18 protein-coding genes and 1 pseudogene are annotated in these 16,894 nt (G+C 59.9%); 8 read left to right on the top strand and 11 right to left on the bottom strand.

Annotated elements, in window-relative coordinates:
* The 4 genes and pseudogenes from VIM98_RS02890 to VIM98_RS02875 form a co-directional block, all read right to left on the bottom strand.
* On the bottom strand, positions 1–1,562 hold a 1,562-nt coding region (locus VIM98_RS02890), incomplete at its 3' end, for a sulfatase-like hydrolase/transferase (RefSeq protein WP_331991589.1).
* A 235-nt stretch (positions 1,563–1,797) separates the two neighbouring features.
* A complete protein-coding gene (locus tag VIM98_RS02885) occupies positions 1,798–2,988 on the bottom strand; it encodes a DUF2235 domain-containing protein (protein ID WP_331991588.1) in 1,191 nt (396 codons plus the stop codon).
* 197 nt (positions 2,989–3,185) lie between these two features.
* The gene (locus tag VIM98_RS02880) at positions 3,186–3,494 is read right to left on the bottom strand and encodes an antibiotic biosynthesis monooxygenase family protein (protein ID WP_331991587.1); all 309 of its coding nucleotides are present in this window, start codon (positions 3,492–3,494) and stop codon (positions 3,186–3,188) included.
* 53 nt (positions 3,495–3,547) lie between these two features.
* Positions 3,548–4,489, bottom strand: a pseudogene (locus tag VIM98_RS02875) (MBL fold metallo-hydrolase).
* A 124-nt stretch (positions 4,490–4,613) separates the two neighbouring features.
* Between VIM98_RS02875 and VIM98_RS02870 the strand changes: the two are divergent.
* Positions 4,614–4,937, top strand: coding sequence for a hypothetical protein (locus VIM98_RS02870; RefSeq protein WP_331991586.1), 324 nt, complete (start codon positions 4,614–4,616; stop codon positions 4,935–4,937).
* A 189-nt stretch (positions 4,938–5,126) separates the two neighbouring features.
* Here the strand turns inward: VIM98_RS02870 and VIM98_RS02865 are convergent, their stop codons facing one another.
* Both VIM98_RS02865 and VIM98_RS02860 read right to left on the bottom strand, forming a co-directional pair.
* Entirely contained in the window at positions 5,127–6,098 is a 972-nt protein-coding gene (locus tag VIM98_RS02865) for a GNAT family N-acetyltransferase (protein ID WP_331991585.1), read from the bottom strand.
* A 65-nt stretch (positions 6,099–6,163) separates the two neighbouring features.
* A complete protein-coding gene (locus VIM98_RS02860; RefSeq protein ID WP_331991584.1) occupies positions 6,164–7,987 on the bottom strand; it encodes a glycoside hydrolase family 97 protein in 1,824 nt (607 codons plus the stop codon).
* 158 nt (positions 7,988–8,145) lie between these two features.
* Here VIM98_RS02860 and VIM98_RS02855 point away from each other — a divergent pair, with 158 nt between their 5' ends.
* Complete coding sequence (locus VIM98_RS02855) at positions 8,146–8,493, top strand: cupin domain-containing protein (RefSeq protein ID WP_331991583.1); 348 nt, start codon at positions 8,146–8,148, stop codon at positions 8,491–8,493.
* On the opposite strand, the gene VIM98_RS02850 is transcribed toward VIM98_RS02855, so the two are convergent.
* The gene (locus VIM98_RS02850; RefSeq protein ID WP_331991582.1) at positions 8,444–9,121 is read right to left on the bottom strand and encodes a dihydrofolate reductase family protein; all 678 of its coding nucleotides are present in this window, start codon (positions 9,119–9,121) and stop codon (positions 8,444–8,446) included. The two genes, VIM98_RS02855 and VIM98_RS02850, sit on opposite strands and share 50 nt — an antisense overlap.
* Positions 9,122–9,295: 174 nt before the next feature.
* Between VIM98_RS02850 and VIM98_RS20635 the strand changes: the two genes are divergently transcribed.
* Positions 9,296–9,742, top strand: a complete 447-nt coding sequence (locus tag VIM98_RS20635) for a GNAT family N-acetyltransferase (protein ID WP_414650179.1) — start codon at positions 9,296–9,298, stop codon at positions 9,740–9,742.
* 178 nt (positions 9,743–9,920) lie between these two features.
* Here VIM98_RS20635 and VIM98_RS02840 read toward each other — a convergent pair whose 3' ends face one another.
* Positions 9,921–10,556, bottom strand: coding sequence for a CGNR zinc finger domain-containing protein (locus VIM98_RS02840; protein WP_331991580.1), 636 nt, complete (start codon positions 10,554–10,556; stop codon positions 9,921–9,923).
* A gap of 157 nt (positions 10,557–10,713) precedes the next feature.
* Here VIM98_RS02840 and VIM98_RS02835 point away from each other — a divergent pair, with 157 nt between their 5' ends.
* From VIM98_RS02835 to VIM98_RS02820, 4 genes are read left to right on the top strand one after another with little or no spacing between them, the layout of a single operon-like run.
* Positions 10,714–11,406 carry an alpha/beta hydrolase gene (locus tag VIM98_RS02835; protein ID WP_331991579.1) on the top strand — a complete coding sequence of 231 codons (693 nt, stop codon included), beginning with the start codon at positions 10,714–10,716 and terminating at the stop codon, positions 11,404–11,406.
* Positions 11,407–11,448: 42 nt separating this feature from the next.
* On the top strand, positions 11,449–12,033 hold the full coding sequence (locus VIM98_RS02830; RefSeq protein ID WP_331991578.1) for a TMEM175 family protein: 585 nt from the start codon (positions 11,449–11,451) through the stop codon (positions 12,031–12,033).
* 59 nt (positions 12,034–12,092) lie between these two features.
* The gene (locus VIM98_RS02825) at positions 12,093–12,947 is read left to right on the top strand and encodes an alpha/beta hydrolase (RefSeq protein ID WP_331991577.1); all 855 of its coding nucleotides are present in this window, start codon (positions 12,093–12,095) and stop codon (positions 12,945–12,947) included.
* A gap of 13 nt (positions 12,948–12,960) precedes the next feature.
* On the top strand, positions 12,961–13,731 hold the full coding sequence (locus tag VIM98_RS02820) for an SDR family oxidoreductase (protein WP_331991576.1): 771 nt from the start codon (positions 12,961–12,963) through the stop codon (positions 13,729–13,731).
* A 133-nt stretch (positions 13,732–13,864) separates the two neighbouring features.
* Here VIM98_RS02820 and VIM98_RS02815 read toward each other — a convergent pair whose 3' ends face one another.
* Positions 13,865–14,422 (bottom strand): hypothetical protein, encoded by a 558-nt coding sequence (locus VIM98_RS02815; protein WP_331991575.1) that lies wholly within the window; start codon positions 14,420–14,422, stop codon positions 13,865–13,867.
* A 27-nt stretch (positions 14,423–14,449) separates the two neighbouring features.
* Positions 14,450–15,628: a hypothetical protein gene (locus tag VIM98_RS02810; protein WP_331991574.1), complete on the bottom strand. Its 1,179-nt coding sequence runs from the start codon at positions 15,626–15,628 to the stop codon at positions 14,450–14,452.
* Between the two features lie 175 nt (positions 15,629–15,803).
* On the opposite strand from VIM98_RS02810, the gene VIM98_RS02805 reads away from it, so the two are divergent.
* On the top strand, positions 15,804–16,397 hold the full coding sequence (locus VIM98_RS02805; protein WP_331991573.1) for a hypothetical protein: 594 nt from the start codon (positions 15,804–15,806) through the stop codon (positions 16,395–16,397).
* A 95-nt stretch (positions 16,398–16,492) separates the two neighbouring features.
* Here the strand turns inward: VIM98_RS02805 and VIM98_RS02800 are convergent, their stop codons facing one another.
* Positions 16,493–16,822, bottom strand: a complete 330-nt coding sequence (locus VIM98_RS02800) for a hypothetical protein (protein ID WP_331991572.1) — start codon at positions 16,820–16,822, stop codon at positions 16,493–16,495.
* Positions 16,823–16,894: the final 72 nt, after the last annotated feature.

The following is a 16,894-nucleotide window of genomic DNA, read 5'->3' as shown; positions in this document are numbered from 1 at the left end:
CCGCCTGCAGCGATGATCGGCACGAGATTGGCCCCTTGGAGCGGAGCGGCGGGATGCGTCTTGGACAGGTTACGGCGCGCGCGTTCGATCTGGGCGGTATCCGCTCCGGCGATACCCAACAGGGTCGGCAGGATATCGATGTGACTGGTGAGCGCATCGATCGGTACGGGCGCTTCCCGGTTGGCGTTGTAGTTCTTCGAACTTACCAGGAACGGTACATGCAGCGCCTCTTGATACGCACCGTGCCACTTCTCGATCAGCATGCCGTGCGATGCGCCATATTCGCCGTGGTCTGAGGCGAACACAACGACGGTGTCGTCGCGCAGTCCCACTTCTTCCAGTGTCTGCAACACTCGCAGAATATGCCGGTCGACCATGGCGATCATATAGGCGTAGTACTGCAGGAAACCGGTTGCCGCTCCATCGGCATCCTCCTGCAATTGGAAGGGGATGGGAATGGCAAGTGTCGCCTTGATGGCGTTTTCCAACTGGGTCGCGGCATCCCCGCCCTGGGATTGGGCGACGCTCAGACCCGTCTTCGCCGCCAAGCCCAGGGCTACTTTGTAGGAATAGTCGTATTGGGCGCGCGGTTTGTTGTTGGTCAGCAGGTTTTCATTCTGCGTGGGCGAAGCAGTGGCGCACTCTTGCGGCAGGCCGTGCGGGTTCATCGGAATGCGAAACGTACCATCCTTGGGTGCCGCGCTGAAGGTGCCGGGCAATGGAATCGGCACCGACATGCCGGGACCGAACATCGGTTGTTCCAGATTTTCCTCGGGCGGAAACTGTGGATCCAGGGCGCGCGGCAAGGTTGGGTAAGTAGCAATGTCATGCGGGTTGGTGAACGAGCACACCGCAAAGAAGGGCTTGGGTGTGGGCACAGTCGGGCTATCGGGCGCCTTTGCGTTCACCGTGCCGCTGTTGCGCGCATACGGCACGCCGAGCGCACGATTGCGCAGAAAGGCGCAGGCCAGATCGGCGAACTGATAGTCGCGATAAGCCCCCATGTTATTGGTCAGTGAGCCATGCGGCTCGGGCCAGGACAGTTCCCAGTCTCCGAAGCCGAACCCCTCGAGCGTGTGCTCCGGCGGATCGCTCACATGCCACTTGCCGAAATAGTGCGTGCTGTAGCCGATTTCCCGGAAATAATCGCCTACCGTTGGAGCGCCATGGGCCTTGAGCCAGGGGAAGTTTTGCGCGTCGCCGCTTTTGAATAAGCCATCGGTCTGCGTTACGCCAGTGCGCGGGCCGTACTGGCCGGTCATGATGCTGGCGCGACTCGGAATACAGGCCGATTCGGCGATGGTGTGATCGGTAAAGACCGTCGCGTATTCACGCAGTTTACAAAAGCCAGGGTAGTACTTGGCCCATTCATTGGCCGTCGGATCGATATTGCCGATAAAGTTTAGCACTTGCTTGATCCCATCTGCAAAACCCGCCGAGCCATAACCGGCGCTCGGGTAGTAAAGCTGATCGACCATGATCATCAGGATATTCGGACGCGATTTCCGCTCGCTTGAAATCTGCTGCCATGGTCCCTGGCTTGTGCTTGTCTCGCCTTGCATGTCCCTTCCTTTATCGTTGATCTGGAAATCCAGGGTGGCTGGTCTTTAGAGAACCTCAGATCTTTATGTGCAGCCGTCCCGGCGCACGCGCGGACTCAGTGCCTTGGCTCGCGTAAAGGCACTGGGTCCCGGCTTTCGCTGGGACGATGGAAAGGAGGGCTATTGGAGGTTCCTTCCCATGGTTACTCCTGCTTGCGAACGCACTTTGGCTGCCTATGTGAAAAGTGAACCCAAGTTAGGCAGGCATGCCGGTATTTGGCGCCGTTTGGGCTTGGGGCATGTCGACGCCCGCCGTTGGATCGGTGGCCACTACGGTGTGCTCAATATCCTTGCAATCGACGCCATGTCCCGCTGCCCAGCGGACGAGATTCTTCGGGCGATACGACGGCATCTTGCGCCATCGCTCGAAGACCGACGCGTCGATCGTTTCATTGATCGTGGTTGTCACTTTGCCTTCCTTTTCGGAAGGCGCGGCGCCGATCGTGCGGTAGTAAGGAATGAAGAAGTGGAAGAGCCGGTACAGGCCGAAGGCCATTTCCTTGAACGAGTTGTGGATCGGCGATTGGATTTCTTCGCTGTCGAGCAGAATGCTGCCCTTGAAGGTCAGTCCGTGCTTCGCGGCCTTCTGCATCAGCCAGTTCAATGGAAGCTGGGCCAACATGCCGTTCTCGTAGCCGCCGCCGACGTCGGCATGCGCGCCGACAAACCAGCGCTGCTCCACTTGATCCAGCGGTCGGGGCGGCGGTGTATCGTCGGCGTGATTTTTTTCGACGGTTTTCGTCCATAAAGTGGGCGCGAAGGCCTTGCGGTGCTCGTCGATCGCGATGGCATGGAAGGCGCGTGTATTGTTGATGCGCAGGTCCGTTTCCAGGAAGCCATAGTTGGAGCGGCTGATGATGGGGATATTGCCGAAAGGCACACCCAACGCACCGACGGTATCCCAGACACCCTGGAACCAGATCGGAATGGCCATGGAATACTTTTTAACCAGCTTGTCTTCCTGGCTGAGCGAGGCATCGGGCAGGTTGGCGAGTTTCCGAATGGTGTGCGCCCGATCGCCGCGCTTGTAGCGCGCGTACAGTTGTGTGATGGAAACGGGCGAGCCGGGTTTCAGCAGGCCGCATTTGGAGATCAGGCCGGCAAGGCTACGGGCCGTAAATGCGCCGCGGCTGAAACCGAAGATGAAGATGCGATCGCCCTGGTCGTAGTGTTCCATGAGCCACATGTAGGCGCGAATGACTTCGTCGTCCAGGCCGTACCCGAACATGCCGCCCCTGATACGTTCACCGAACTTGGTGCCTACGCCTTGGCTGTAGTACGAGATTTGCTCGTCACTGGTATCGCAGAGCGATTTCATGCGCCAGACATTGGTATTGCTTCTTACTGTATTCCAGGTGCCATCCAGGAACAACGCAATGCGCTTCATAGATCCTCCCCCCGAGGATGTTTGCCAGGCGTGCCGAAGCAACGGCGGTCGGTGTGCGGCGCGCCGGATAAGGTGGCAATAATGCCCGAGGGTGTCAATATTAATTTGACTGAAATGTGCTATTAAATGGAAATGCCATTTAATTCAATGAATTAATCATATTTTGTTAGTGACTGCGATTTTCTGGTGATTTTCACTCAACCAAGTTGTTCGAATGCGCCGATACTTATCTCGGCGCTCGCCAAGCCCTCGAGCTGCCGATCCAGGGCATCGTATTCGGTGGCAAAATTCCGCTTGAATGCCTGAAATGCGGCCAGGGATGTCCAGTGGTCGACGGTCAGATAGCGGCCGTCCTGGTCATGGCAGCGCATCAGTTCGATGCCAAGAAAGTCGACTGAAGCATGCTCGAATAGCTGTGCCCAGGGCCCCGTAGGGCTATACGCGGCTTCGAATTCACGTTGGCGTGTTGTGGCAACGTGGAACTCCCAGATAATACTGCAACTCACGGGAAGTACCTCCTCAGTAACTAAGAGAAGTCATGCGCACGGTGTTATTACCCTTACAGTGCGTCCAGGGGCAGCTTCAGATACCGCGTGCCGTTGTCCTCCGGCTCGGGCAGGCGCCCGCCACGCATATTGACCTGCACCGAGGGAAACAGCAGGCGCGGTGCTGGTAGTGTGGCGTCGCGTGCCTGGCGCATGGCGACAAAGTCGGCTTCGGCGATACCTTCGCGCACGTGAATATTGCCATATCGTTCGGCACCGATGGTGGTTTCCCAGGCATAGCTCTCACGGCTGGGGGTCTTGTAGTCGTGGCAAAGGAAGACCCGGGTCGCGTCGGGGAGGGCAAACAGGCGTTGGATGGAGCGGTAAAGTGCTGCAGCGTCGCCACCGGGGAAGTCGCAGCGCGCGGTGCCATAGTCGGGCATAAACAGCGTATCGCCGACGAATACGGCATCGCCGATCACGTAAGCCATACAGGCCGGCGTGTGCCCGGGGACATACAGCGCTATCGCGGGCAAGGCACCGATGCGGAAGCCATCTCCATCGCCGAACAAGCGGTCGAACTGGCTGCCGTCACGGGCGAAGTGCGTATCGGCATTGAAGATGCGACCGAAACTTTCTTGAACGCGTGTCACCTCCCGCCCAATGGCGGTCTATCCGCCAAGTTGCCGTTGCAACCATGGCGCGGCAGTGAGGTGATCGGCATGAACATGTGTTTCAAGCACCCACATTACTTGCAGCCCATGCGCATTCACATAGTGGGCAAGCCGCTCCGCCGAAGCGTGGCCGATGCGGCCGCTGGGCATGTCGAAATCCAGCACGCTATCGATGATGGCGCATGCGTTGCCGCCAGGTGCACGGACGATATGGCTGACCGTGGAGGTTGCGTCATCGAAGAAGCTGACGATGTCGGGCCGAAGGGCATGGTCGCGCAGGCCGCTTTCCACCTGGGAGATGGCAGAGGCCAGGGCCGTGTCGGCGCTCGTATCGATGGTCATGACAGGCCTCGGCAGGTAATTTTCCTCATTTATGTACCAGAAGCGGAGGTAAGAGGGGGCGCTTTTCCTGAGCGGCAGGGCTCGCGACTTTTTCCCCGCTGCGGCAAACTGTCTGGTGGGGCTCGTGTGCCTGCTCAGCCTGGTGGCGTTGGTGCCGATGGTGGTGCGTTTCGCCCTGACCAACCCGTCCAGGCACGAGGCCTTCCTGGTCTACTCGCTGGCGTTTGCCGTGCTTTATGTCGGCATGGCCGTGCTGTGGGCTTACGTTGCCTTTGTCGCCAAGCTGGTGCATGACGTATCGACTGTCGAAGCCAGGAAGTTCCTGTTCGAGCTCTGCTTCGTTGTGGCGGTGTTTGCGGCGGCGGTGTTGTGGCAGTCGGGCTCGATGGTGGCCGCGATCGCCTGTGTCGTGTTGGCTTTGCCGTTGCGTTGGATTGCATGGCGTTAGTGGCGGTACGGCGCAACAAGCAAGAGCCCTCTCACCGCAGCCTCTCTCCCCCAGGCGAAGGCAGGCCCCCGATCCTCCCCCTGTAAACAAGGGAGAGGGAAGGTTGCGCAAGTGCGAAACACTGAAGCTCGCCGCAATCGGCTCCCTCTCTCCTGGCTTCGCCGGGGCCGGGGTGAGGGGGGGCTTGCTCTACCGCGCGGTATGCGCAAGCGGCAAGGCAACTTGCGTTTCAATATCCAGCGCGACAAACAACCGATGCGCTTCTTCGGCCGAACAATGCTCGTCCGCCGGCCAATGCATCAATAGTTCGGGCATCGCCTCGTTGCCGAGCAGCGGGATATCCGTCGCATCGAAACCTATCTTGGCCAAGCCTCGTTGCGACGATGCATTGCTTACATAGACCTTGGCGTAGCAAGCGCGCACGCCCCAATGCTCGCGCGCGAAATTCAGCAGCACCCGACCTGCACGCGGGCCAAAGCCATAGCCGCGAAACTCGTTGCCCAACCAATAGTGAAAAAAGCCAAGATCCTCGTAGACGCCCAGGCCCACACAGCCAATAAATCCCCATTGCCGATGCCAGATACCCAGCAGTGCCTGGTCGCCGCCGCCCCATGTTTCGTCGAGCCAGGCATGCCATTGTTCGGTATCGGCGAATGACGGCAGATTGCACAACATAGCGATGTCGGGATCGACGTATTGCCAGCGGAAGTCGTCGACGTGATGATGGCCCAACGGCTGCAGGCGGAGCTCTTCGTCGCAAGGCATCGCGCCGCCTAGCGGAGGGGCATGGCACCACTGGGACCAATCTTGATGAAGGTGCCGGGCTTCGGGCTGCTCCGGGGCACTAAGCAATATGTGCCGCAGGAGGTCGCCGGCAAATTCGTGTTCGCCCATACGCCATAAGGCGCGTGCGGTATCGAGGCGCACGGTGGTATCGGCTTCGCCGAGCGCATGCATGGCCCAGCCTAGTTGTGCGACGACGGGCAAGTCGGCATACGCGCATGCGTGTTCGAACAACTGGTGACGCCACGACTTGCGATCGGGCAAATCCAAAAGTGCGTCGCCACCGTCGGCCAGTGTTTCGCGCAGCCATACCATGGCGTCGATGCGCAGATAGGGAGCGCCATCGGTACCTTCGGAAACTGCGTCCTGCGCGGTCATGTCCCTTTTCCCCCTGTGTGTCCAGGGACAGTGTGCCTCCGGCACCTTGTGAACGCGAGAGGTTCTTACCGGGAGGGTTGGTAGCATGAGGTGAGGCCTGGACGCGCCGGGCAGGCCACCGCTGCGAAGCCTCCGTTCTCACGGACGTCGAGGCTCAGACTGTCGCCTGCGGCCAGCTCCCGCGTGCTGTGCACCACGTCCGTCCGGTTCTCGCCAGGACCGTCCTGCAGAATATCCACCAGCCAGCGTTGGCCGCCGAGCGCAGCTAGCGGCACGGTAAACCGATGTGCCGGGCCGGCGGCGATGGCGCCGATAAACCAGAGGTTGCCACTGCGGCGAGCGATGGCGATGTCCTGACCCGGTGTGCCGGCCAGCCAGCGCGTATCGTCCCAGACGGTGGGAATGCGATCCAGCAGAGCCAGGGCTTGCGGCCGCTTTTCGTAGGCTTGCGGCGAGTCGGCAAAACTGGTCCAGGCCGATTCGAAGACGATCGGCAGCGCTGTCTCGTGTGCGATGCTCGCTTGCTTCGGGCCGTCGTCGAAGGCGACCGGGGTGAAATCCATGGAACCGACGACATTGCGTGTATATGGCTGGATGGTATTGCCGGCAACAGGCGGATCGTTTTCGGTGCCGCGAACGCCTTCCATGCTCATGATGTGTGGCCAAGTGCGCGCCAGTCCATGCGGAATCGTCGAGCCATGCAGGTCGATCATCAGGTGCAGGCGCGCGGTATCGGCCAGGATCGCGTCGTACCAGCGGTAACGCGCCTGACTGTCGGAGTTCATGAAGTCGACCTTGATGCCCTTGACGCCCCAGGCCTTGACTTGGGCGAGCTTCTCGTCGCGCTTGGCCTGGGTATCGAGATCTTGCCATTTGAACCATAGCAGCAGGTCCACACGATGCTGTCGTGCATACGCGGCGACGGCGGGCAGCCATTCGGCCTTCCAGCCTTCGTCGATAAGCACGTAGGGCCAACCGTGCCGTGAGGCGAAATCGATGAAGGCTTTCTGCCGGTCCGGGTCGCCCGGGCTGTCGCGGTCGCTCAGCCATGACCATGCCACTTTGCCGGGACGTATCCAGGAGGTGTCGGTGAAACGCGCCGGGTCAGCCAGATCGTCGACCAGGGTCGATCCGGTGACAGTGGCGAGATTGCCGATGAAGAGCGTACGCCATGGCGTAGTCCCGTCGGTTTCCACGCGTGGATCGGCGAGGCGCAAGTCGTAAGTGGACGAGCCGGATTTGTGCTGGAGATGGCTGCCATCGTAGCGGCCATCGGCATTAGCTTCGGTGATCAGCACATACGTTTCGCCGATACGGAACAGCGACGGATAACCATAGTCGCCGTCGGCGGCCTGCGTAGAGGTGGTCTGTTCGCGTGGCTTTTCGTACCAGGGGTTATAAGGCAGCAGCCAGGCCGGCGCATCTGCGGGCAGCGCAAAGGCGGAAGCTTCGCCAGTCATTATCGGGTGCGCGCTGCCAGGCACTTCGTAGCGAAAAGCGATGCCGTCGGAGGCGACGCGCACCACGACAGCCAGTTGCCGCCCGTCACGGGTGGCAAGCAAATAACGGGTCTCATGCTGGCGGTAGTGACGATCGAGTCGCTTGCCCGTGGTCATGCGATAGCGCTCGTCGATGGTGCGCTGTGTGCGGGAAAGCATGTGCAGGTCCTGCACAAAGTCGCCCTCGGTCGTGCGAAGGCCGAGCGTGACATCCAGCAGGTGCTGTCCTTGTTTGTCTTGTATCGATAGTTTTGGCGTTCCTGTCGCCGGGTCGACCTGCAGCGTCGCTTGCGGAGTCGGTGCGTTGCTTGCCGTGGCGTGAGATGCCGCGGCAAAAGCTATCGCGCACAACAGCGAGCGCAATGTCGTACGGGGATTGGGCACGGACATGACATTCCCAAGGGCGGCCGGCGAATCGGTCCATCCTTTAGGATCGATCTAAATTAGTCAATTCCTACCTTTGGCACATCGTGTTCACGACGAGCCGGGTCGAGCGAAGGCTCAAAATCTGCTACGTTCCCGAATGGACACCATGGAAAGGAGGTCCTATGTCTGCCAACTTGTTTGAGAATTACCTGCCGGCAGTCGGCAATGCGCAGGGCGAAACCTTCGAAGACCTTTTAGGCCGCCCGGATGTGCGCATCGAGCGCATTGTTTCGACCGGTCAGGCCAGCCCCCCCGACTTCTGGTATTGCCAGCCGCAGGGAGAGTGGGTGGTGGTGTTGAGAGGTTCCGCGGGCCTCTGGATCGAGGGTGAAGAGGCTCCGCGCGTATTGCACCCGGGAGATTTTGTCGATCTTCCGCCGCAATGTCGCCATCGTGTCGAATGGACCGATCCTGACATGCCTACCGTATGGCTTGCTGTGCACTATGGGATGCTGGATCCCGCTCGATGAATACGTGCATGGCGCGCTCTCCGTAGACGGTCTTGCTGCACGTATAGCCGAGCGCTTGCATGTCGATACCGCTGAATAGATGTTCGCCCTCGCCCAGGAGCACGGGGCGAACAGCCAGATGCATATCGTCGATCAGGCCCGCGCGTAGATATTGCCGGACCGTATCGACGCCGCCGCCGATGCGGATGTTGCGTCCGCCAGCGGCTTCTTTGGCCTGCGCCAAGGCAGATTCGATGCCATCGGTAATGAAGTGGAAGACGGTGCCCCCGGCCATGTGCAGCGGTGCGCGTGGATGATGGGTCAGCACGAACACATCGGCGCGATACGGCGGCTCCTCGCCCCACCAGCCTTTCCAGTTGTCGTCCGGCCAGGGGCCGCGTACGGGGCCGAACATGTTGCGGCCAAGGATCCATGGGCCGATGTTGTCGAAGCCGAGCTTGGCAATATCGTTGTCGATCCCGGTTTCGCCGCCTTCCTGACCATGCATGCTGCGCCAGCTTTGGGTGTGAAAAAACCATTCCATCAGGGGCAAGGCGCGCATGCCGAGCGGGTTTTCCAGGCTCTGGTGAAGGCCGGCGCTGAAGCCGTCGAGGGAAAGAGCGAAGCTTCGGACGACGACTTTCGACATGGGAAATTCCTTGAGTTGGCGAGGACAATAGGGGGGAGTATCGCAGGTGTTCGCTGCCTCCTGGTCTCCTTTGCAAGCGGGGGAGAAGAAAGCATCGGCTGATCGACCACTCCCGCAGCTTGAAGGGAAGGTTGGGAAAAGAGAGCGTTGCCTCAGGCCACCTGTTCAAAACTTATGCATATGCATCTACAACTAACGTCAGTCACCCCTGAGTCCCCTGGCTTCGATGCCCTCCTCCAGGAGGCTGGCGACCAAGGCTTCCCATTTCTCGACCGTCTCCATACCGAGTGGCTGGATGGCACAAATCGCTTCGATCGTCCTGGGGAAGCGCTGCTTGGTGTTTACGAGGACGGTGTGCTTGTCGGTGTGGGCGGTATCAACCGCGACCCTTATGCTCAAACGGATGACATCGGTCGCCTGCGGCATGTCTACATATTGCGGCGAGCTCGCCGCCGTGGCGCAGCCACCGTCCTGGTCGAGCGCCTGCTTGCCGATGCGCGCGGTCGTTTTCTTGTCGTCCGCTTGCGGACCGACACCCTGGAAGCGGCACGCTTCTACAGCACGATCGGTTTCGTGCCGGTAACAGAGGAAAGCGCGACGCATGTCCGCCGCCTTGCTTGAATGTGGCTGTCACGCCCGATGCATATAGATGGACTTGTTTTTTTCATAGCCCGGTCATCGCTGCGGCAGTACAACAGCGCACGTGATCCGACTCGGACAGCGTCGAAAGGTACTTCGGCCGGGGTAGGGAGGCGGTAAGGAGGAAGATAAGGAAGCCTTCCTCCTGTCCGTGGCGTCATCAATGCAGATGGGTTTGACCGACTTTTGTCCGCTGCCGATGCGCGGCCTGTTTGGCGCGGTTGCCGCATTGGGCCATGCTGCACCAGCGGCGCACGTGGCCACGCGTATGGTCGGCGAATAGCAACGTGCAAGCCGGTCCCTCGCAGGCCTTCACGTGCGAGAAATCTTCCTCGCAAACCAATCGTGCCATCGCATCCACCACAGGAAGCAACAAAGCCTCCGGTGTGCTCCAGCGCCGCGATCGTTGCAGGATGAACTGTGGAGACGAGCCTTGCTCGTCGGCGACGATGCGATCGAACCCCTCGTCGCGTTCCAGCCATTGATTCAGCGGCTCCAACGCCGCCAGGTCGGCTTGTTGCAGTGGCCGTCCCTTGTGCTCGCGCACGAATCCCCGGAACCACTCGCGCAGATTGCGCGCCTTGGCGGCGACGAGGTCGACCTCATCAGGCATGGCACGCGCGCGCATCGCAGCGAGTACGTCCGAGGGCACTAGCCGCGCCTGCTCCAGCCAGCCCAGGAAGCCTTCGCCATCTTCGAGCCAGTCGACGGGTGTGTCGATCGGTGTGGCAACGGAATTGAGGAAATCCAGACCGAGCGAGTCGGCAAGAAAAAAAGCGGGCGCGGATTGGGACATGTGTGACCTCCTATAGGTGGACAGTAACCGTCTAAATGCCTATTGACAAGTTACTTTCCGTTGAATAACCTCTCCATGCATATCGGGGCGGTTACGTTGTATCTCAAGCCGAGGCCGCCGGGATCCTACGAGCAGACACAGCTAAAGAGAGGCTTTTATGGCAAGTCAGACGACGAATGTAGTGCTGGTCCATGGCGCGTGGGCGGATGAGTCCGGTTGGGAGAAGGTGGCTCGTCAGCTCCGGAGTAATGGGCTTAATGTGGTTACGGCGTCCCTGCCGCTTTCCTCCTTGGCCGATGACACAGCGGCGCTGGACAGGCAATTGGAAGATTTGAGCGGCCCTGTCGTGTTGGCAGGGCATGCCTATGCCGGCGCGGTGATCGGCACGATCCGCCATCCGCGCGTGCGTGCGCTGGTCTATATCGCCGGCTTGGCGCCTGCCGAGGGTGAAACGGTGGCCGACGTGTTTTATCGATATGAGCAGGACCCGCGTGCGCCGAGGCTGGCACCGGGTGCCGACGGCCTGATTCGCCTGCCTCCGGAAGCGATCGCCACCGCATTCACGCAGGACGCCACACCGGAGGAGCAGGCTGTGCTCGCGGCTGGCCAGGCACCTATTTCGCCGCTGTGCATCACCGTGCCGGTCGGTCGCCCGCGGTGGCTCGACGTGCCGGCGTGGTACCTGCTGGCCGAGCAAGACCGGATGATTCCGGCGAAGACGCAGCGCTTTATGGCCGAACGGATGCAGGCGCATATCCGCGCATTGCCTGTCGATCACTTGCCCAACGTTACCGCCCCCGCGGCGGTCACGGCACTGATTCTCGATGCCGTAGCGCAGACCGGCGGTTGACGCAGCGGCTTGCCATTCATGAATCCGGGCGGGAGAAGTGTCATGCGTGAGCGAAAGGTGACGGCAGACAGGTTGGCGGCGTTCTCGGATGCAGTGATCGCGGTGATCATCACGATCATGGTGCTGGAACTCAAGGCGCCGGAGTCGGCCAGTTTTGCGGCGTTACTGCCGTTGTGGCCCACGGCGATCGGTTATGCGGTGAGCTATTTGTTCATCGCCATTGTCTGGGTCAATCACCATCATCTGTTCGGATTCATAGATCGCGTAACCGCTCGGCTGATCTGGATCAATTTCGCGCACCTGTTCTTCGTGGCGTTAGTGCCGTTTGCTACTTCCTGGATGGCGCGCACACAACTGGCATCTGCGCCGGTAACGGTTTATGCCGCGATTTTCGTATGCGTGAACCTGGCTTACCGGTTCTTCGAGGGCGAGGTCATCGCTCAAGCGGACGATGCGGTGCTCTGCCTTCGGATGCGCCGCATGGCGCGCCGTCGTTCCTTGACGACCCTGCTCATGTTTATCGGCGCGATGATCGTTGCCTTGGTCGCCCCCTGGGTGGGATTCGCGACGATCTGCGCGGCTCTATTTCTTTACCTGCGCCCTGAAGTACCGGGTGCGCGCGCCTGACGCACCTTCTTTGCGGCATTCCTGCCGCCACCTGACCGATCTCAATAGGAGTACATATCATGTCCCATGTTCATTACCATGCTGTCGATGTCGATGGTTTCAAGGTGTTTTATCGCGAAGCGGGGCGTGTCGACGCGCCAGTGCTGCTGCTGTTGCACGGCTTCCCGACCTCGAGCCACATGTTCCGCGATCTGATTCCGCTGCTGAGCGGCCGTTTTCGCCTGATTGCGCCCGATCTGCCGGGCTTCGGCCAATCCGATATGCCGCCACGCGAGAAGTTCGAGTACAGCTTCGAGCGGATGACGGATGTGATCGATCGCTTTACCGAGGTGCTTGGGCTGGATCGTTTCGCACTGTATGTATTCGATTATGGCGCACCGACAGGCTTCCGCATCGCTACGCGGCATCCGGAACGCATTACGGCGATCGTTTCGCAAAATGGCAACGCTTATGAGGAAGGCTTGAGCGACGGTTGGAATCCGATTCGGGCGTACTGGAAGGATCCGTCGAAGGCCAATCGCGAAGCATTGCGTAGCATGCTGGCGCCTGAGACGACTTACTTCCAGTACACGCATGGCGTCGTCGACCCATCGAGCGTTTCTCCTGACGGTTACACGCTGGACGATCACTATCTGGCGCGCCCGGGTGCTGACGAGATCCAGTTGGATCTGTTTGGCGACTACAAGAGCAATATCGCGCTCTATCCGGAATTCCAGGCGTACTTCCGTACGCATCGCCCGCGCTTCCTGGCGATCTGGGGCAAGAACGATCCGTTCTTCCTGCCGCCGGGCGCTGAGGCGTTCAAGCGCGATATGCCGGATGCGCAGGTGCGTTTCGTCGACAGTGGCCACTTCGCGTTGGAAACACATGCGAAGGAAATTGCCGAAGCTATTGCCGCGTTTCTAGCCGACTGATCGGGAGAGCGATATGACTAAGTCGGTTGCGATAGTGACGGGTGCGAGCCAGGGAATCGGTCGTGCTGCCGCGGTGCGTTTGGCCAAGGACTTTTCATCGATCGTTCTCGTCGCGCGCAATCGCGACAAGCTCATGGAGACAGCTGCCAAGGTCAAGGAGCTCGGGGCCGAGCCGTTGATCGTAGATCTGGACTTGGCTGAGGCAGCATCGGCCCGGATCGTGGTGGAACGGACGCTGGCGGCGTTCGGCCGGGTCGATGCGTTGCTTAATATCGCCGGTGCCGTGCCGCAGATCGATTTGTTCGAGATGACGGACAAGCAGTGGGACGACGGCATGGCGCTCAAGCTACATGGTGCGCGTCGCCTGACCATCGAAGCATGGCAGGCATTGAAGGCGGCAGGCGGTGCGGTGGTGCTGACCTCGGGCAACTCGGCGATTTTCCCCAAGGCGCCGTATGCGGCAGTCGGTACGATCAATGCCGCGATCGTCGCATTGGCCAAGGCGTTCGCGGATCGGGGCATTGCCGACGGTGTGCAGGTCAATAGCGTCTTGCCGGGGCCGGTGATGACCGGCCGGCGGCGTTCGTACCTGGAACATTGGGCGCCGTTGCACCAGACAACGGTGGAGGAGGCGATGGAGCAATTTCCAAAGGACGTAGGAATTGCACGATATGGCGAGCCCGAAGAGATCGCGGAGTTGCTGGCATTCCTCGTGTCGCCGGCGGCGAGATGGATGACCGGCTCGATGTTGCGGATGGATGGCGGTGAGGTAAAGTCGATTTGACGACGGCTGGCGGATTTCGTGGCGAAGCCCCTCAACCCGGTCCTCTCCTCTGGCAGAGCCAGGGGAGAGGGCGCGTTGAAGCGAGTTTCAATCTCTTGCACTTATGCATGCCGCTGAAATCGCTCCCGCAGAATCATTTTGGCGTCCGTGCTTTGGCATCGCGTATCTGGTTGTAGACCTTGCGCGCTCCCTGAATCATGTCGAATGACGGCGATGTCAATGGTGCTCCGCTTGTACGGCTGCCAAAGACCAGGCCGCCATAGGTTGGCTTTCCCGGGCCGAAAACAATCGTGCCGCTCTGATTGCTGCGCTCGGACAGTGTGATGTTGTCCAGGTCTCCCAGATCCAGGCTGGTGACCTGTCGATTGAACAGGCCGGAGACGATCACGACTCGCTTGGTCGTCACGCCATAGTAAGTCTTGCTGCGTTGCAGACTCTCCACGAAGAATCGCCCGAAGAGCAGATGAATCGCCACCAGAAGGAACGGTGCGAACCAAAGCAGTTCGTGGAGCGAATCGCCGCGGGCATACGATCGATATCCGATGACGGCGATTATGCTGGTCCATACCAGACCGAAGGGGATGGCCGCGGCATCGGATGCGTGCAAGACAGGTCCTTGTCGTGGTGTGCCAGACCAGATCAATTGTTCGTTAGGGTCAAGTTCCATGCGGATGACTTGCGATGCTTCCATGTGCTGCTTGTCTCCTCTGACAGCGAATTATTTACCGGTTGGTACGAAAACGACTTTTTTCCCCGCATAGAGCGTGGTGACCAGGGTTTGACTCCGCGGCAGGAAGATCAATTCGCGCGGAAAGCCATCGAGCGGTATGGAAAAGCGTTTGGCGGAAGCGCTACTGCCGATCTCCCATCCAGCCAATCCAGCCTGCTCGCCGGCTTTCTGGAAACGATTCGAATCGGTTACCCAGACTTGTTGCCCGTCGCCACGGATAGCTAGGCCTACCGGGCTGGGACCTGCCGCATAACGATTCCAGTGACGATCCGTGCGACCGGGCTGCATATCCGCGGTGCTCAGACGCAACAAGGCGTTTTCGCCTCGCGCGGTGACCCAGACATCGCTGCCGTCGGGCGATACCGCCACCCGCACGGGATTGCAGCCTGCGCTGGCGAAGGCGATGGCGGCTTTGGCGGGATCGGTGGCAGCCTTGGCGGTGTCGATGCGGATGAGTAACCCGGGCGAGTGCTGACGTTGTTGTGCGCTTTCCGCGTCGCAACTGGCCGGTAGTTTCAATGCGGGTGGCGTGACTTCGCTCACCGAATAAAGCGCGTTGCCGTCCGGCGAAAACGCAAGGCCGACAGGCCCAAGGCCGGTAGGGACATGACCGATCAATGCATCGCCCTTGAAGTCATGTTCGCGGGCCTTGGCGAGATCGAACACGCCAAGGCGACGATTGCTCTCTTCGCTGACGAACAGAAGATGGCCATCGGCGGTGACTGCCGTTTCGATATAACCGGCGTCCCCGCCGTCGCTGAGCGTGCCGAGCAATGCGGTGCCGTCGCCACTTTCCAAACGCGCGGCATCCAGCACGCTCACGCCTGCCTCCGTGGCTACGGCAAGCAGTTTGCCATCGCTGCTGAGGCTTTCGCCGAAGGCTGCCGCATCGAGCGCCTGGACACGGACAAGTTTGAATGCACCGTTCTCGTTATGCAGCACGGCGATGCCGCCATGGCCTTTGTCGTAAGCGAGCGAAACGAATATCCAACAGGCATCGGCGGTGCTGGCCATGCCGAATGGCGCTGCGGGCATATCGACGGTGGCGGTGGTCGCTGGCTCTTTGCAGGGCGTCGCTTGAGCAAAAGCGGCGGGAGCCGACAACGGCAGCGCGATCAAGCAAAGCAAGGCGACCAGACGTGACATAGTGAAGCTTGAGATTGGCATCGTGTCTTCATCCTTGTAAATCAAGCGCAAGATCTTGCCGCCGTGCTCGCTATGCTCGGCGCACGAGAGTCTGTCAACGATAGCGGGGCATGCGGTTGACAGCTATAGGGTGGTTTGGTCTGTTTGGTGCTTGAAGGGGGCGGTACGGCATGCATACTTGGACAGGGGCATCGCGGTGAGCGATGGCGAGTGCCGGGCAAACCGGTGTCGGGTTATAGGTCATGGCATGGCGGCAACAGCTGACGATGCGACAAGTGGCAGTTATGTATTGCGCTATCGCTCATCGAGGGCGGAAGTCTGGCGCTGGTATTGGCGTAGCTGGAAAAGAAAATTCTGGAAACTGCATGCGTTATGGGCAGTCGTTATGGTATGGCCGCTGAGCCGTATGCTGTTTCCCATCGCTTCGCCAGCGCCCATGCTGCTGAGTCTTTTGATATCGATGACGCTGGTCGTATGCGTGATGGCTTGTGTGCCACAGGTGCTGTTCAAGCGCGGGGAGCGATTGCTGAAAGTCGACGCCCATGGCTGGTATTCGGAGATCGGCAATGCATCGGGCTCACGCTCATGGAGGGAGGTCGCGTCGATTCAAGGAAGCGGCGGTACAGTAGCCATTGTCGGTACAAATGGCCATGCGATGATCGTACCCCGTCGTGCCTTTAGCGATGCGGTGCATCAGGAACGATTTTTGAGCCATGTCCTTGCCTGGCATGCAGCAGCGGGAGTGAAGGTATTACCCGACGGCTTGATTTCTGCCAATAAGGTCGACTGAATATTCGTTTGTGGGTATGGGCAGCAACGCCATCGCCGAGTCTGACATCCCTGGACGCTACTCGGCGTCGTGGATCGTGCTCGACGCGAGTGGCTTCAGAGTTTCCCGAAGAACGAGGAAATATCGTAATAAATCGTCTTCTTCTCGCCGGAGGGCAGTTGATAGTCGATGGAGTCGTACCAGCGGCCATGGCCTTTGAGCAAGGCTTGCGATTTCTTCAGCGCGCCAGGCAAATGTGCCTTGGCCCAAGTCCCCTCGGCATTGACGCCCTCGGGTTCATTGACTGCCGTTATTACGACAGCGCGGTCCATGCTCGAACCATCGTCGCTGCTCCACGATGGGGCCGGTATGGCGCGTTCGGGCGTTGTCTGGCAGGCGGCAAGCAGCAGGGAGGCAAAGGCTGTAAGCGCAAGGCGACGAATCATGGCTTCCCCTTAAGCGTGAGGTTCGTTCGAGGCTTATCGCGGCAGCCTATCACGGCCGGGCAGCAAATCCCT

The organism is Dyella sp. (assembly GCF_036568765.1).
Taxonomy (GTDB): domain Bacteria; phylum Pseudomonadota; class Gammaproteobacteria; order Xanthomonadales; family Rhodanobacteraceae; genus GSA-30.
Note: the sequence above shows the minus strand (reverse complement) of the source record. Positions and strands in the feature narration are given on the sequence as shown.

Excerpts from the sequence above, each read along its gene's own strand:
- VIM98_RS02885 (WP_331991588.1), bottom strand. The coding sequence starts at position 2,988 with ATGAAGCGCATTGCGTTGTTCCTGGATGGCACCTGGAATACAGTAAGA.
- VIM98_RS02865 (WP_331991585.1), bottom strand. The coding sequence starts at position 6,098 with ATGACCGCGCAGGACGCAGTTTCCGAAGGTACCGATGGCGCTCCCTAT.
- VIM98_RS02860 (WP_331991584.1), bottom strand. The coding sequence starts at position 7,987 with ATGTCCGTGCCCAATCCCCGTACGACATTGCGCTCGCTGTTGTGCGCG.
- VIM98_RS02855 (WP_331991583.1), top strand. The coding sequence starts at position 8,146 with ATGTCTGCCAACTTGTTTGAGAATTACCTGCCGGCAGTCGGCAATGCG.
- VIM98_RS02850 (WP_331991582.1), bottom strand. The coding sequence starts at position 9,121 with ATGTCGAAAGTCGTCGTCCGAAGCTTCGCTCTTTCCCTCGACGGCTTC.
- VIM98_RS20635 (WP_414650179.1), top strand. The coding sequence starts at position 9,296 with ATGCATATGCATCTACAACTAACGTCAGTCACCCCTGAGTCCCCTGGC.
- VIM98_RS02840 (WP_331991580.1), bottom strand. The coding sequence starts at position 10,556 with ATGTCCCAATCCGCGCCCGCTTTTTTTCTTGCCGACTCGCTCGGTCTG.
- VIM98_RS02835 (WP_331991579.1), top strand. The coding sequence starts at position 10,714 with ATGGCAAGTCAGACGACGAATGTAGTGCTGGTCCATGGCGCGTGGGCG.
- VIM98_RS02830 (WP_331991578.1), top strand. The coding sequence starts at position 11,449 with ATGCGTGAGCGAAAGGTGACGGCAGACAGGTTGGCGGCGTTCTCGGAT.
- VIM98_RS02825 (WP_331991577.1), top strand. The coding sequence starts at position 12,093 with ATGTCCCATGTTCATTACCATGCTGTCGATGTCGATGGTTTCAAGGTG.
- VIM98_RS02820 (WP_331991576.1), top strand. The coding sequence starts at position 12,961 with ATGACTAAGTCGGTTGCGATAGTGACGGGTGCGAGCCAGGGAATCGGT.
- VIM98_RS02815 (WP_331991575.1), bottom strand. The coding sequence starts at position 14,422 with ATGGAAGCATCGCAAGTCATCCGCATGGAACTTGACCCTAACGAACAA.
- VIM98_RS02810 (WP_331991574.1), bottom strand. The coding sequence starts at position 15,628 with ATGCCAATCTCAAGCTTCACTATGTCACGTCTGGTCGCCTTGCTTTGC.
- VIM98_RS02800 (WP_331991572.1), bottom strand. The coding sequence starts at position 16,822 with ATGATTCGTCGCCTTGCGCTTACAGCCTTTGCCTCCCTGCTGCTTGCC.